Origin of the sequence: Haliea sp. E1-2-M8, from assembly GCF_030649675.1 — a bacterium.
In the GTDB taxonomy this organism is placed as follows: Bacteria; Pseudomonadota; Gammaproteobacteria; order Pseudomonadales; family Halieaceae; genus Haliea.
This window is the reverse complement of the sequence record NZ_JAUTDR010000017.1, coordinates 24,471-39,402: the sequence shown is the minus strand read 5'-3', so window position 1 is coordinate 39,402 and position 14,932 is coordinate 24,471. Positions and strand designations below refer to the sequence as shown.

10 protein-coding genes are annotated in these 14,932 nt (G+C 64.5%); 5 read left to right on the top strand and 5 right to left on the bottom strand.

What is annotated here, in order from left to right; translation table 11 throughout:
* Positions 1–158 precede the first annotated feature (158 nt).
* The 3 genes from Q6D67_RS14600 to Q6D67_RS14590 all read left to right on the top strand — a co-directional run bounded on the left by Q6D67_RS14600 (position 159) and on the right by Q6D67_RS14590 (position 4,040).
* The gene (locus Q6D67_RS14600) at positions 159–1,463 is read left to right on the top strand and encodes an amidohydrolase (protein WP_304706399.1); all 1,305 of its coding nucleotides are present in this window, start codon (positions 159–161) and stop codon (positions 1,461–1,463) included.
* A 94-nt stretch (positions 1,464–1,557) separates the two neighbouring features.
* Positions 1,558–2,952 carry an FAD-binding oxidoreductase gene (locus tag Q6D67_RS14595; protein ID WP_304706398.1) on the top strand — a complete coding sequence of 465 codons (1,395 nt, stop codon included), beginning with the start codon at positions 1,558–1,560 and terminating at the stop codon, positions 2,950–2,952.
* A gap of 17 nt (positions 2,953–2,969) precedes the next feature.
* Entirely contained in the window at positions 2,970–4,040 is a 1,071-nt protein-coding gene (locus tag Q6D67_RS14590) for a c-type cytochrome (protein ID WP_304706397.1), read from the top strand.
* Between the two features lie 39 nt (positions 4,041–4,079).
* Here Q6D67_RS14590 and Q6D67_RS14585 read toward each other — a convergent pair whose 3' ends face one another.
* Both Q6D67_RS14585 and Q6D67_RS14580 read right to left on the bottom strand, forming a co-directional pair.
* A complete protein-coding gene (locus Q6D67_RS14585; protein WP_304706396.1) occupies positions 4,080–4,943 on the bottom strand; it encodes an LLM class F420-dependent oxidoreductase in 864 nt (287 codons plus the stop codon).
* A gap of 73 nt (positions 4,944–5,016) precedes the next feature.
* Positions 5,017–6,975 carry an NAD(P)/FAD-dependent oxidoreductase gene (locus Q6D67_RS14580; RefSeq protein WP_304706395.1) on the bottom strand — a complete coding sequence of 653 codons (1,959 nt, stop codon included), beginning with the start codon at positions 6,973–6,975 and terminating at the stop codon, positions 5,017–5,019.
* Between the two features lie 157 nt (positions 6,976–7,132).
* On the opposite strand from Q6D67_RS14580, the gene Q6D67_RS14575 reads away from it, so the two are divergent.
* Complete coding sequence (locus Q6D67_RS14575) at positions 7,133–8,431, top strand: MFS transporter (protein ID WP_304706394.1); 1,299 nt, start codon at positions 7,133–7,135, stop codon at positions 8,429–8,431.
* 31 nt (positions 8,432–8,462) lie between these two features.
* Here Q6D67_RS14575 and Q6D67_RS14570 read toward each other — a convergent pair whose 3' ends face one another.
* Both Q6D67_RS14570 and Q6D67_RS14565 read right to left on the bottom strand, forming a co-directional pair.
* Positions 8,463–9,338, bottom strand: a complete 876-nt coding sequence (locus Q6D67_RS14570) for a phytanoyl-CoA dioxygenase family protein (RefSeq protein WP_304706393.1) — start codon at positions 9,336–9,338, stop codon at positions 8,463–8,465.
* Positions 9,339–9,381: 43 nt separating this feature from the next.
* Positions 9,382–11,136, bottom strand: coding sequence for a DUF3604 domain-containing protein (locus Q6D67_RS14565; protein WP_304706392.1), 1,755 nt, complete (start codon positions 11,134–11,136; stop codon positions 9,382–9,384).
* 265 nt (positions 11,137–11,401) lie between these two features.
* Here Q6D67_RS14565 and Q6D67_RS14560 point away from each other — a divergent pair, with 265 nt between their 5' ends.
* Positions 11,402–12,097 (top strand): zinc-binding dehydrogenase, encoded by a 696-nt coding sequence (locus Q6D67_RS14560; RefSeq protein ID WP_304706391.1) that lies wholly within the window; start codon positions 11,402–11,404, stop codon positions 12,095–12,097.
* Between the two features lie 104 nt (positions 12,098–12,201).
* Here Q6D67_RS14560 and Q6D67_RS14555 read toward each other — a convergent pair whose 3' ends face one another.
* Entirely contained in the window at positions 12,202–14,892 is a 2,691-nt protein-coding gene (locus Q6D67_RS14555) for a cation-transporting P-type ATPase (protein ID WP_304706390.1), read from the bottom strand.
* Positions 14,893–14,932: the final 40 nt, after the last annotated feature.

Below are 14,932 nucleotides of genomic sequence, written 5' to 3'. Positions count from 1 at the left end.
CTGCCAGACCGGATACAGCTACGCTCCGTTTGCTGAATGGAGGCTGAACCGCGCAGGCTGCCCTATGCGGGCCACCCTGGCCGGGCGCCCCTTCCCGGGCGGCCCTATTCGCGGCGGCGGGGTCGCGCTACACTCGGACTCCGCAAAGGAGATCAAGCATGCGCAAAAAACTCACCCCCCTGCTGTCAGCTCTGGTCCTGGTCAGTGCCGGCGCCACCGCCGACAATCAAACCGGGCTGGAATCCGCCTTTACTGCCATCGAGCCCAGAGTCATTGAGTGGCGCCGCGACCTGCACGCCAATCCCGAGCTGTCGAACCGGGAGTTCCGCACCGCGGACAAGGTCGCAGCCCACCTCCGCAGCCTCGACTTTGACGAGGTAGCAACCGGGATAGCCCACACCGGCGTGGTCGGTACCCTTCGGGGCGGCAAGCCAGGTCCGGTGGTAGCCCTGCGTGCCGATATGGACGGCTTGCCGGTGCTGGAACAGACCGGCCTGTCCTTTGCCTCTAAGGCCAAGGGAGAATACATGGGCAAGGAGGTCCCGGTGATGCACGCCTGCGGCCACGACGCTCACGTCGCCATGTTGATGGGCGCCGCGGAAGTGCTGGCAGAGAACCGCGAGCTGCTGGCCGGTACCGTCAAGTTCATCTTCCAGCCCGCCGAGGAAGGGGCGCCTCCCGGCGAAGAGGGCGGAGCCGAGCTGATGGTTCGCGAGGGTGTCCTGGAGGGGCCGGATACCCCGGAGGCCATACTCGGGCTGCATGTGTGGCCCGACGATGCCGGCTCCCTTGGCTATCGCAGCGGCAGCTTCATGGCCGCCTCGGACGGTATTGAAATCAAGGTTACCGGGCGTCAGACCCACGGCTCCTCGCCCTGGCTGGGGGTGGACCCGATCTACGTCTCCGGCCAGATCCTGGCAGCACTGCAGGGCATCCCGGGGCGCCACATCGACATCACCAAGGGCCCCGCGGTGGTCACCATCGGCAGCATTCAGGGCGGCGTTCGCGGCAACATCATTCCCGACGACGTAACCATGCTGGGCACGGTGAGAACTTTCGACATGGGCGAGCGTGAACGCCTGCTCGAGCGCCTGGAGGCCACCGTGACCGGCATCGCCGAAGCCAATGGCGCCAGCGCCTCGTTCACCATCACCGGCTCCAATCCAGTGACCGGCAATCACCCCGAGCTGCTGCGGGCGATGATGCCGACCCTGGTGCGTGCCGCGGGGGAGGACCGCGTGTTCGAAGGGAACCTGATCACCGGCGCCGAGGATTTTTCCTATTATCAGGAGAAAATTCCGGGCCTGTTCCTGATGCTGGGGGTCGGTGATCCGGCAGTACCCCGGGAGCAGCGGCCCTCCAACCATTCACCCTTCTTCACGGCCCAGGAAGACGCCCTGATCGTAGGTGTGCGGACACTGGTCGGCTTCGCTCTGGAATATCCGGGGAGCAACGCTCTCTAGTCGGGGGCGCCTAGTCGGGGGCGCCTAGTCGGGGGCGCCTAGTCGGGGACGCCCCGTCGGGGGCGTCCGGGGGCGCAGAGCCCAGGAGGTCGTCATGAATCAGGTCGCCACGGAACTGGTTGCGGAGCTCAGAAATCTGCTGGATCCGGCAGCAGTGCTGGACGCAGCGGAGACCGCCACCCGGCCAGCGGGCATCTGGCGCGGTGATGCGCTGCAGGCAGCTGCCCTGGTGCGTCCGCGCAGCACGGAGGAAGTCGCCGCAGTGCTGCGCTGGTGTCAGCAGAACGCTGTCACCGTGGTGCCCCAGGGGGGCCTGACCGGGCTGGTACACGGCGCGGACGCTGGCCCTGATCAGGTCATCCTCTCCCTGGAACGCATGCGGACGATTGAGGACATCAATCCGCAGCAGCGCACCGCCACCGTGCAGGCGGGTGTGGTACTGCAGGCCCTGCAGGAAGCCGCCGAGACACAAAAACTGATGTTTCCCCTGGACCTGGGCGCCCGCGGCAGCGCGACCCTGGGCGGTGCCGCTGCCACCAATGCGGGCGGCAATCGCGTTATCCGCTACGGCATGATGCGGGACATGGTGCTGGGGCTGGAAGTAGTGCTCGCGGATGGCACCGTGGTGTCGGCACTGAATCCCCTGCTCAAGAACAATACCGGTTACGACCTGAAGCAGCTCTTCATCGGTTCCGAGGGCACCCTGGGTGTGATTACCCGGCTGGTATTGCGCCTGCGTGAGCAACCCCTGACCCACTCCATGGCGTTTGTCGCCATTGACAGTTTCGCCCAGGTCAGTCAGTTCCTGCGCCATATGGACCGCAACCTGGGCGGCACCCTGTCCGCATTCGAAGTGATGTGGCGGGATTTCTACGCTCTCGTAACCAGCCCGCCCGCGGCCGGCAAGCCGCCGATTCCGCAGGACTACCTGTTTTATGTGCTGGTAGAAAGCCAGGGGGCCGACCCGGAACTGGATCCGGCGCGCTTCGAACGTTGCCTCGCCTCGGCCTGGGAGGCGGGTCTGCTGGCGGATGCGGTCCTCGCCAAGTCGGAGGCCGACTGCCAGGCCTTCTGGGCCCTGCGCGACGATGTCGGCCAGGTCCTCAACGGCGGCGCGCCGATCATTTTCGACATCTCCCTGCCAATCGGGGAGATGGAGCAATATACGCAGGCGCTGGCAGCCAGCCTGAATGCAAAGCTGGAGCAGCACAGGTTGTGGATTTTCGGCCATCTGGGCGATGGCAATCTTCATCTCAGCGTGCAGGTGCCACTGGCGGACTACGAACGCCTGCGCCCGGTGGTGGAACAGGCCGTGTATCAACCCCTCGCGCCCTTCCGCGGCTCGGTGTCAGCAGAGCACGGCATCGGCCTGGAGAAGAAGCCCTACCTCGGCATCAGCCGCTCGGAAACCGAACTGGCCCTGATGCACACCCTGAAACAGGCGCTGGATCCCGGGGGCATCCTCAATCCGGGCAAGGTTCTATCTTGAGTTACAGAGAGATTTATATGCGTAGTATTGCGCTTTTGCTGTTCCTGCTGTCGGTGTCGACCTTCAGTGTCGCACGACCGAACTGGTCGCTGGAGTTGGAGCCCGCGGAGATGGCGCAGGCTGAAGCCCTCTACCAGCAATACTGTTCGCTGTGTCACGGCGAGGACCGCAGCGGTTACCGCGCCGATCACGCGCCATCACTGCGCAGTCAATCCCTGCTGTCGACAGCCTTTCCCGGTTTTCTGTTCACCGCGGTAGGCTACGGCCGTGCCGGCACGGCCATGGACGGCTACAGCGATGAGATGGGCGGCCCCCTGAATCGCGATGACTTGCGGCTGCTGACTCGCTGGTTGCTCGCCGTCGAGGGGGTAGAGCCTGTCAAGCTGGCGGACACACCGGTACACGGCGACGCCACGAGGGGTGCCGTCGTCTACGCTGAGCAGTGTGCCAGCTGTCACGGAGCCGAGGGCGAGGGCGATACCGGCCCGGCGCTGGGCGACCCGGCCCTGCTGGCCAATGCCTCTGACGCTTTCCTGCGCCATGCCATCGCCAACGGCCGTGACAACACACCCATGATTGCCTTTGCAGATCTGTTACCCAGTACGGATATCGACGCGATCGTCGCCTATCTGCGCAGTCAGGCATCCGGATGGAGCCCTCAGCCGCCGACGCTGCGCAAGCCACCAGCGCCCGAGGAGTATGTGCTCAACCCCGACGGGGAGGAACCGGTATTCACCTTGCGTGAGGGACGCTATGTGCCCGCCGCTGAGGTAGTGCGGGCACTGCAGGAGAAGCGTCGGTTTATCCTCCTGGACACGCGCCCTGCCTCGGCCTGGCAGCGCAGCCATATCCCCGGCGCGGTACCCATGCCGTATTACCGCGAGAAGGAACGCGCCGGCGACAACCTGCCCAATGACGGTACCTGGATCGTTGCCTACTGCGCTTGTCCACACGCCGCATCCGACTTCGTGATCAACAATCTGCGGGAACTGGGGTATCAGAACACTGCCATCATTGACGAGGGCATTCTGGTCTGGACAGCTCTCGGCTTGCCAGTGACGGCCGGCCAGGGCCTGGCAACGGACTGAAGCCGGTGCCGCGGCCGTGCAGCGAGAGTTCGGCCGCGTTCAGGCGCCCAGCTGTGGGATCAGCTCCGCAAAGCTGTCGATCATCGGCATGATCTTTTCGGGCTGGTCCCACATATCCACCGCGACGCCAATGACCACCCGCTCAATACCCATGTCGCGATAGCGCTGCAGGGTGTCAAGATCCGGTGTGATCAGCGTTTGCAGGGTGATCGGCACCGCGACCGGATCGCGACCGTTGCCGGTGACCTGCTCGCGGAAGGCGGCAATAGAGGTGGCAACATCGCCCATGGCCACGTCCACCGGCATCCAGCCGTCGGCCCACTGGGCAGCGTGCTTGACCCCGAGCGGACCCATCGCGCCAAAGGTAACGGGCGGCCCCCCCGCCTGGGCCGGCTTGGGGTTGCACCAGACCGGGTCGAAATCAATGTACTCGCCGTGGTACTCGGGTTCTTCGTCCCGCCACAGGGCGCGGGTGGCGGCAACGGTCTCGCGCATCACGCCATAGCGCTTGTCCCAGGGCTGGCCAGTGCAATTGGTAAATTCCTCTTCGTTCCAACCCACCCCGGTGCCGATCATCAGGCGGCCACCGCTCAGGCGGTCGAGACTGGCTATGGTCTTGGCCTGGGAAAACAGCTCCCGCTCCATCAGCAGGGCGATGCCGGTGCCCAGCTTCAGAGTTGTGGTCACCGTGGCCGCGGCCATCAGGGTGACATAGGGATCCCCCATCAGCTTGTAGGCTTCCGGCAGCTCGTCCCCGGCCGGATACGGAGTCTTGCGGGACACCGGTATATGGCTGTGCTCGCCGGTCCAGAGCGACTCAAAGCCGCGCTCTTCCAGGGCCCGGGCGAGATCCCGCGGGTCCGGGTCGTGGGGAGTATTCATGAAGCTGAAGCCCAGATGCATGGCCGTATTCTCCTGTGTTTCGCGTTATTATGGCAGTAGGGGCCGGTTCATGGCGGTGTTTGTCCCGCCGCGGTCAGCGGATCGCAAAGTCGTCGGGCTCCACCCGGTGGGTCATTTTCCAGTACTCAATGATGCGGAACGGCAGGTTCGCGGTCACCCGCCCCGCCTCGTTCTTGTACCAGTTGTCGACCAGCGGCGAACCCCAGGCAGTGCCGGCGTTCACCGCGTCAACCCGGGCATTGTAGGCATCGTGCACCTCCTGCCGGCACTCCAGGGTGTGTTGCCCCCGCTCCAGCAGCAGCCCGAGGCATTCCAGGATGTAATGCACCTGGGACTCGGCGTTGTGGGCGATGCTGCCCGCCACGACCAGATTGGTATTGGGCCCGTAGATACAGAACAGATTGGGAAAATTCGGCACCGTAATGCCGAGATAGGCGCGGCCATTGGTCCCCGACCACTGTTCATTGAGGCTGACGCCGCCGCGGCCGGTGACGTGCATCGGAAACAGGAAGCGGTCGGCGTAGAAGCCGGTCGCGCAGACAATGGCCTCGACCTCGTGATGGACGCCGTCCGCAGTTGTCAGGCCGCGAGCGTCCACCTCGACTATCCCCTCGGTCACCACCTCCACATTGTCCTTCTGCAGGGCGGCCAGGTAGGTGCCATTGTCCTGCAGGATACGCTTGCCGAAGGGGGGATAGGTGGGCAGCACCTTCGCCAGCAGCTCCGGGTCCTGGATCTGGGATTCGATCCACGCAGTCAGGGCTTCGCGCATGCCGTCGTTGTCCGCACTCACGGAACAGGTGCTGTGCCAGTCCGGGTCCACCAGGGTCTTGTCGTAGACGCCCTCCACGGAGGTGAAGAACAGCCAGAACCGGTACCACTTGGAATAATAGGGCAGCTTCTCCAGCGCCCAGCGCTGGCCTTTACCGACCGGGGAATGGTATTCGGGGTTGGGAAACATCCACACCGGCGAGCGCTGGAACGCCGTAAGTTGCCGCGCCGTCTGCGCCAGCTCCGGTATGATCTGGAAGGCACTGGCGCCGGAGCCGATCACCGCCACCCGCTTGCCGCTGAGATCAAGCCCCCGCGGCCAGGCACCCGAGTGCACCAGCGGCCCGTGAAACTGCTCCAGGCCGGCAATTTCCGGCATTTTCGGCCGGTTCAGCTGGCCCACGGCGCTGATCACCGCCCGCGCTTCCAGCACCTGCTCGCTAGCGTCGGCGCCCCGGATACGCACTGCCCAGTCGCCGCTGGCATCCCTGAATTCCGCAGCCACAACCTCGGTCTCGAAACGAATGTGCGGCTTTACGCCAAAGCGCTCGGCGCAGCTGTCGAAATAGGCGCGGATCTCGTCCGCCAGGGGAAAGTGGCTGCTCCAGTCGTGGTTGGGTGCAAAGGAATAGCTGTAGCTGTGACCGGGAACATCGACCCGGCAGCCGGGGTAGCGATTCTCGTACCAGGTGCCGCCAACGCCCGGATTCTTCTCGATGATCGTGTAAGGGATTCCAGCCTCGCCGAGGCGTATCCCCGCCAGAATTCCCCCCATGCCGGCACCGATGATAACCACCGGGAACTCCGCCGCGCGCGCCTGCAGCGCCGGATCCTGCAGTTGCAGGCCGCGGCGATCGATACCGTCCAGCGCCACTTCTTCGTTGATGAATTCCAGGTACTCCGCATCCACGTCGGGGCCGCACATGAAGCGGTACAGCGCATCCATGGTCGCCGGAGTCAGCGGCGGCAACTGCCCCTCGCGGGCCCGCAAGTCCGCGATGGCTGCCAGCGCCCGCTCGCGCACGAACTGCACCTGGGCAGCGGTATAGCCGCCTTCGAGCAATTCCTCACCGGCCTCGGCGCCAGCAGCCACTACGTCCAGGGTGCGTGGGCTCGGCAGCTCCTCGAGGATGCCGGTATCGCCGGTCATGTGCACGATGGACATGATAAGCGCGGCAGTATTCAGTTCCGGCAGGTACCCCGCAATGGTTTCGCTGCTTTCGGTAATGGGTGACAGGGTGGGCGCGACAGGCAGCACCATTGGCAAATACTCCATTTTTATCGTTCTTCCATAGTGCCTGCTGGCGGCAGCACTGTCCTCCCTCATTTGGGTGAGAGGTGTGCCAATTTATGCCAGCCCCGATTCCTGCGACGCCATGTCCTTGTGATGCGCCGGATTCGAGCTCAGAATCAGGCCGATGAGCATTGATCCTCCCGGCAGACCGACCCCCATTTTCTATGGCTGGTACCTGGTGGGAGTCTGCCTGCTGGTACAGGCCATCGCTGCCGGCATGTCCATCTACCTGTACAGCATTCTCGCCGGCGAAGTGGAGCGGGAATTCTCTTCGGGGCGGGCGGCGGTCATGCTGGGTCTCACCGGCAGCAGCATTACCACGGGCCTGCTGGCGCCGAAGATGGGGGCCTGGCTGGACCGGCACTCCATCAGAATAATTGTCGCGGGCGCTGCCCTGGCCCTGGGCTCCGGCTTCGTCGCCATGTCCTTTACTCCGAACGTGTGGGGGTTCGTGGCTAGCTACGCACTGCTGGTGGCAGCGGGTACCGTTGTCCTGAGCATGCTGTTTGCCCCGCTCCTGCTGTCGCGCTGGTTCCTGCGCCAGCGTGGTCTGGCCATCGGCATTGCCGCCCTGGGCACCCAGTTGGGCGGTTTCCTGTTCCCGCCACTGATGACGCTGCTGATCGATACCTTCGACTGGCGCATCGCGGTTCGCGGCATGGGTATGTTTGTGATTCTGGTAATCCCGCTATTGAGCTGGCGCTCGATTGTGGATCGACCGGCAGTGCTGGGGCTGGGCCCGGACGGTGATCGGCCCCTGCATGATCCAGCACCCGCGACCGCCCCGGGCACTCGCCAACCCGGTGAGTTCATGTGGATACTCAGGGACCGCAGTTTCTGGCTCGCGGGATCCGGGATTGCGGTCATGGTCGCCATGTTCACGACCGTGCTTAGCAACCTGGCTTTCTTCGCCACCGACATCGGTGCCAGCCGCGACCAGGCGGCCTGGCTCATCTCCCTCTACGCCCTGGTAGGCATGGTATTCAGCCCGCTGATCGGGCGCTGCTGTGACCGCCTGGATATCCGCATCGTGTTCGCGGCCCTGCTGCTAACCAACATCATGGCACTGGCCCTGTTTCGCGACGCGGGCAGCTATCTCGCGCTGTCGATCGCGACGGCCCTGGTGGCGGTAAGCGGTGGCGGTTTCATGCCGTTCTGGGGCGCCCTGATCGGCCGCCTGTACGCACTGCAGGAGTATGGAAGGGTGATGGGTGTCATGACCCTGTTCGCGGTTGGCGCGTCGTCCCTGTCACCCGTACTGGCGGGATTCCTGTTCGATCTGACCGGGAACTACCGCCAACTGCTTCTTCTGTTCATCGTCTTCACCACAGTAGCCCTGCTCCTTGTGCCACTGCTCCGGAGCGGACCGATTCCGGCTACAGTAGCCGACAACGGGGAGAGACCGCAGCGGGAGCTCGCATAACCTGTTGGTCCGGGCCGGTAGCGGGATTTTCTCAGACCGGCCAGACCACCGGGCAATCGGGACCGTCGAGCACGTCGCCCTCGCGGACGAATTCATGGTGTGGCTTGCGCGGCGCACCCGCGCGGAAATAATAGACCACGTCGTCACCGCAGTAGCGCAGGCTGATAGCCCGCCGCCGTCGGCTGGGGCTCAGGTTGCCGCCCGCGGCGTGCAGGGTGCGGGCGTGGTGCACCGTCATGTCACCGGGGCCAAGATCAAACTGCACGACCTCGACCTCGCCGGCGGCCGCCAACGCCTCGATATCCGGAATCACCTCACCCTCGGTGCCCGGCATCGGCAGGTTGGATACGAACCAGTTGGGCCGGTACTGGCCCTGCCAGCGATGGGAGCCCCGCACAAAGCTCATGGCACCGGTCTCGGCGTCGGCGACATCGAGCGGGATCCAGGTGGTGCAGACCTGCTCCCCGCGCACGTGAAAGTAGGACAAGTCCTGGTGCCAGGCGGTGCGCTCGGCGGTATCCGGCTCCTTCACCAGTACGCTGTCCTCCCACATATTGACCTTGTGCGAGCGCAACAGGCGCGCGCCGATCGCACCGATACCGGGATTCAGGGCGAAGGCCCGACATCCCGCGTCAACCCGCCAGTGGTCAGTGCCAGACACAAAGCGGCCGCGGCCCTGACGCCCGTCGGTCAGCACATCGCCGCCGGTGCTGGCGATTTCCGCCCCCATGGCGGACATGTCGTACATGGTACCGCCGATCGACTCCTGTACCAGGCGGTCGACCGCGGGGGCCATAGCCAGGACGAAAGCAGGGTTGAGCACGCCGCGCAGGCATACTACCCCGTCCTCCCAGAACGCAGTGACCTCCTCTTCGGAGGGCAGTCTCAGCAAAACCTTGTCGTTCATAAACGCCCCCACCGCTTGCCTGAGGTTGAGCTGCGAAAGCCCTTTATCCCCGGGGTCGATACCAGATCGGTGAAGTATAGGCCCGTTCCTGCAAGGTCGGCGGCACCGACTCCGATAGCGGCAGGCCCGTGCGCAGGCTGTCCCAGGTGCTCCAGCGGCAGGTGGGGTTTTCCAGCACACGAACGTAGTAAAACGCAGCCTGCTCCGGTTTGAAATCAGGGTCGCGCCACAGGGTATGCAACTCCGTGGCCCCCTTGTCGCGAGAGATATCACAGGTGGTCAGCGACACCCGGGCGCCGTTGTCCGGACAGCGGTGGGAGGCGGGATCCGGCTCCAGCCCATCGGAACAGGCCACGTCATACACCTGCTCCTGCGTTTCGCCCTCCTCGACCCAGCCCTTGATCACCTGCACCCGCTGCAGCCAGGCACTGGCCGGATCCTTCATCGCCCAGACCAGAAACTGGGGCGCCGCGGCCACGTCGTTGCGGTCCGGGAGATCCGCGCCCATGGCGGCGCCGCCCGCATAGGCGAGACTCACGGCATCGTGTCGTTCGAGGATATCCTCCGGCCACTCCCAGCCGCCAAAAAACCGGACCTTGATCCGGGGGCCACTGGTGGCAAAGACCTCCCGACGGGCGAGGGCATCGAAAATCGCCTCGCGGGTATTGCTCTCGGCCCAGACTCCCGCCAGGCCCGAGGCACTGTATTTTACGTGTTCCTTGTTGATGAAACTGCCGCCGCGCCGCTGTTCCGGTGTGCCGTCGGCGACGCCGATCTTGCCGTGATAGTTGTCTTCCTCGACCGGCGAGCTGGCATTGTGGCCGTCACTGGCACCGATCACCCCGAACCGGTAGGGGTTGAAGCCGGCGGCGGCCTCCAGCTGCAGCCCGGTCAGCCAGGCGTCGCGGACGTAGCTGCCCCGCACCTCGCCCACGGTGCCGCGTCCGCCCAGCAGATCGCCGAGGATCTCGAAACCGGCCCACTCGTCATTGGGGGACAGCAGCGGATGGGTTTCGGAACTGCCCTTGATCTGGGTGATTTCCACCAGCGGTTCGTTGCGCTGGCGCAGCTCGGCGTACCCGGCATCCAGCGGTGCCCCGTCAAAGGCGACCGAATCCGGGAACATCAGGCCGTTGCTGAGGTTGGAATTGTGCGAAATCGCCAGAGCTTCGATCCCGGCCTCGCGCTGCTGGTCCAGCCACTGCCACAGGTCCCGGGGGTCGACACTGTCAAAGCTGGAAAAGGGTTTGTCGGGCACATTGCTGCTGCGGAAGATCACATTGCGATGCAGGTTGACCTCGTCCAGGGCCCCGGAGGAGGTCCATTCATAACCGACCAGCGTGGTGAACTCGCCGGGGCGATAGAAACGTTCCGCCAGCTGCACATACTCCTGCCAGATACCGTACCTCAGCTCGGGTTCCACCAGGCTGGGAATCGGAGTGCCCGCACCCATGGTCATCAACACCCCCAGCAGCGCCTCCTGGCGCGCGGCGCCATCGCCCGAGGTGAGGGCCTGTGCGACCTCCAGGGACGCAAGTTCGCTGTCCGGATCGAATAGCTGCGGCAGGATACCCATGTACTCGGAGTGATCGGTGACCGCGAGGAAGTCCAGCGGCTGGCTCAGCTGCACCTTGTCACCGCTGACATGCGCTATGGCCTCGCCGCGGGCATAGCGATAGGCCTCCTCAGGCCCCACCCGGACGTTCATCATGAAGGCATCGGGCGAATTCATGGTGTGCACGTGCAGTTCACCAAACAGTGCAATGTGCTCGGGATAACGGGGCACAGCAGAGTGCACGGGCGCGGGTTGTTCCTCAGCTGCGGAAGCAGACAGCGCAACCAGCTTAGGGACTGGATGTTCCGACGGAGTGCAGCCCGGTTGATCGCAGCCAGCCAGAGTTAGCAGCGCGAACATGATCGCCGACAACCGGGTTCTGTATACCCTTGATTCGTGCACGAGATTTACCTCCCTGATAATCCACTGAACATACTCCCGCAAAGGCTCTGGTCCAACGTATCCGGGACTGAACCTTTATACCAGCGGTTGAAAAGGTCGTCGGACAGTGCCGGTCAAGGAAGTCACCCCGGGCGAGCATGTGTTGCCCATCCCCGAGTCACTGTCATTCGAGGAGGCGGCCCTTACCGAACCCCTCTCTGTCGCGCTGCATGGTGTCAATCGCGCCAAAGTCGAGCCCAGCAGCCGAGTCGTGGTGTTCGGTGCCGGCCCCATCGGGCTCGGCGTGGTGCTGTTCCTGCGCCAGCGCGGCGTCGAGGACGTCGTGGTTTTTGACATGTCCGAACAGCGCCTGGAGCGGGCTCGTGCCCTGGGCGCAAAGGCCGCTTTGAACCCTGCCAGGGTCGATGTCCGCCAGGCCCTGGGCGAGGCGCACGGCGCGGGAACTCTCTACGGCTGGCCCGTGGTGCACACCGACACATTCATCGAAGTCTCCGGCGCTGCGCGGGTCATCCCCGACGCCATCGCACTCGCGCCGCTGCACGCCAGGCTGGTGGTGATCGCGGTCCATCACGAACCGGTGGCCGTGGATTTCCAGACCGCGCTGGCCAAGGAAGTGACCATTACCACCTCGCTGGCCTACCCCACCGAGTTCCACGACGTACTGGCGCTGCTGATCGCGCGCAAACTTGATGTGGTGCCCATGATCAGCCATCGCTACCGCTTCGACCAGTTCATGGAGGCATTCGCGACTGCCAGGGACAAGGAGCGTTCCGCCAAGGTGATGATTACGTTCCCCAACTAACTCTGGAAACGCTATACACCCTGCAGTGCAACAACGGGCTGTCGGGTCTGGGCGCCGGAAACGGCATCGTGAGCGGGGAAATCACTGACTGACGGCCAACTCTGCTACGCGCCATGAGCCTCAAGGGTAGCCAGCCGTGCCTGTGTCGCCTTGCCCGCTTCCAACAGCAGCAACATGACCACACCCACGGCGAGCACCTGTACTGACTGCGCCAACCCCAGCGGCTGCGCCTCGAACCACATGGCCAGCCACGGCAGGTAGGTAAAGGCGAGCTGCAATCCCGTCACCACCAGCAGCGCCACCCACACCGCCCGGGTCCCCTTCACTCCTTCCAGGCTGAGGGAGGAACCGTAGGCGTAGCGCACACTGAAGAGGTAGAAAATCTCCATTACCACCAGGGTATTAACCGCCATGGTGCGGGCCGTCTCCAGCGGCAGATCCTGGGCCAGCGCCAGCCAGAACTGGCCGAACACGCCGGCGCAGAACAGCAGCGATACCAACACAATGCGCACGATCAGACCACGGGAAAGGATAGCGCTCGCCGGATCCCGGGGCGGCCGCTTGAGTGTATTGGGTTCGGTGGGTTCAAAGGCCAGAGCCATGGCCAGGGCCACCGAGCTGACCATGTTCACCCACAGGATCTGGGCCGCGGTGATCGGCAGGGTCAGACCAAACAGAATTGCCAGCAACAGGCTCAGGGATTCACCCCCGTTTACCGGCAGCAGGAAAGCGATGACCTTCTTCAGGTTGTCGTATACCGTACGACCGGCGCGCACCGCATCGACAATGGTGGCGAAGTTATCGTCCACCAGCACCAGCTCGGCGGCTTCCTTGGCCGCCTCACTGCCGCCCAGGCCCATGGCGATACCGGCGTCGGCGCGCTTCAGCGCCGGGGCATCGTTGACGCCGTCGCCGGTCATGGCCACCACCTTGCCGTGGCTCTGCAGGGCTTTGACCAGGCGCAGCTTGTGCTCGGGGCTGGTGCGGGCGAAGACATCGGTATCCAATACCCGCGCGGCCAGCTCGGCATCATTCAGCTCATCGAGTTCGACACCGGTCAGCACCCGATCGGCATTTTCCAGGCCTATCTGGCGGCCAATGGCGGCGGCAGTGCCGGCGTGATCGCCGGTAATCATTTTCACCCTGATGCCGGCACCGGCGCAGGCCGCAACAGCGGCGATGGCCTCCGGCCGCGGCGGGTCGATGAGGCCAACCACGCCCTCCAGCACCAGACCGCTTTCTACATCATCGAAGTCCAGGGCAGTTTTTTCCTCCGCCACGGCCACCGACGCCAGCGCCAGAACACGCTGCCCCTGCTTCGCCAGTACCTCAGCCCGGGCGTGCCAGGCATCGTGGTCGAAGGGCATGGTCGAGCCGTCCGGGGCACGCTGCTCGCTACAGAAGCCAAAAATGGTTTCCGGTGCGCCCTTCACGTGCACGCAGGCGTGGTGGTCATGGTCGTGATTTAGGGTGGCCATGAACCGGTGCCGGGTATCGAAGGGTATCAGGTCGGTGCGTACCCAGCTGGCGTGCGTTTCCTCCTGGTTGAGGCCCAGCTTGCCGGCAAAGGCCAGCAGGGCCGCCTCCATCGGATCCCCTTCGGCCTGCCAGGCACCCTCCTGCCGGTGCAAGGCCGCGTCGTTGCAGAGCGCGGCTACCCGGGCCAGGTGCTGCAGGCGTTTCGGGTCGGCACCACCGGTGTCGCCACCGACTTCACCGGCCGGTTCATAACCGGAGCCCTCCACCACAAAATCAGCTCCGGGAACGCTCGCCGCCGCCACCATCATTTCATTGCGGGTCAGGGTGCCGGTCTTGTCGCTGCAGATCACCGACACTGAACCCAGGGTTTCAATCGCCGGCAGCCTGCGCACGATGGCGTGCTGGCGGGCCATGGCCTGCACGCCAATCGCCAGAGTCACCGTCAAGACCGCCGGTAAGCCTTCGGGAATCGCCGCCACGGACAGCCCCACCACCGCGGTGAACAGCTGGCTGAAATCCTGGCCCTGAACAAAGTGACCGAAGGCGAGAATCAGGCCCGCCAGTCCCAGAATGAAAATGGTGAGCCAGCGGGAGAATATCGACATCTGCCGCACCAGCGGCGTGGTCAGCACATCCACCTGGGTGAGCATGCTGCTGATGCGGCCGATTTCGGTATCGGCGCCGGTCACGACCACGACACCCTGACCCTGGCCCGCCGTCACCAGGGTACCGCTGAAGGCCATGCAGGCCCTGTCCCCCACCACCGCGGCCGCCGCAACCGGCTCAATACCCTTCTCAACCGGCACCGACTCGCCGGTCAGAATCGCCTCCTGGATGGCGAGACCGCGGGCCTTCAGCAGGCGCAGGTCCGCCGGCACCTTGTCGCCTGACTCGAGCAGAACAATGTCACCGGGCACCAGCGACTCGCCGGGCACGCTCTGGCGCTTGCCGTCGCGAAGCACCGCGGCCGTTGGCGCCAGCATGTGGCGGATGGCATCCATGGCCTTCTCGGCCTTGCCCTCCTGCACCAGGCCGATCACCGCGTTCAGCAGGACCACCGCCAGGATCACCACGGTATCGACCCAGTGACCCAGCAGTGCCGTGACCACGGCAGCCCCGAGCAACACATAGATCAGGATATTGTGAAAGTGGAGCAGGAAACGCAGCATCAGGCCATGCCGTGCCGGCAGCGGCAGGGTATTCGGGCCGTGATCGCGCAAGCGCTCGGCCGCCGCCTCCCGGGACAGGCCCCGGGCATCGCTATCCAGATCGGCAAGTACCTCGACGCCATCACGGCTGTGCCATGGGTCCGTCATAGCAGGCTTTCCTCCCCGGGTAAGCTCAATAACCATGTCC

Coding starts and splice junctions, on each gene's coding strand:
- Q6D67_RS14595 (WP_304706398.1), top strand. CDS start 1,558: ATGAATCAGGTCGCCACGGAACTGGTTGCGGAGCTCAGAAATCTGCTG.
- Q6D67_RS14575 (WP_304706394.1), top strand. CDS start 7,133: ATGAGCATTGATCCTCCCGGCAGACCGACCCCCATTTTCTATGGCTGG.
- Q6D67_RS14555 (WP_304706390.1), bottom strand. CDS start 14,892: ATGACGGACCCATGGCACAGCCGTGATGGCGTCGAGGTACTTGCCGAT.
- Q6D67_RS14600 (WP_304706399.1), top strand. CDS start 159: ATGCGCAAAAAACTCACCCCCCTGCTGTCAGCTCTGGTCCTGGTCAGT.
- Q6D67_RS14585 (WP_304706396.1), bottom strand. CDS start 4,943: ATGCATCTGGGCTTCAGCTTCATGAATACTCCCCACGACCCGGACCCG.
- Q6D67_RS14570 (WP_304706393.1), bottom strand. CDS start 9,338: ATGAACGACAAGGTTTTGCTGAGACTGCCCTCCGAAGAGGAGGTCACT.
- Q6D67_RS14580 (WP_304706395.1), bottom strand. CDS start 6,975: ATGGTGCTGCCTGTCGCGCCCACCCTGTCACCCATTACCGAAAGCAGC.
- Q6D67_RS14590 (WP_304706397.1), top strand. CDS start 2,970: ATGCGTAGTATTGCGCTTTTGCTGTTCCTGCTGTCGGTGTCGACCTTC.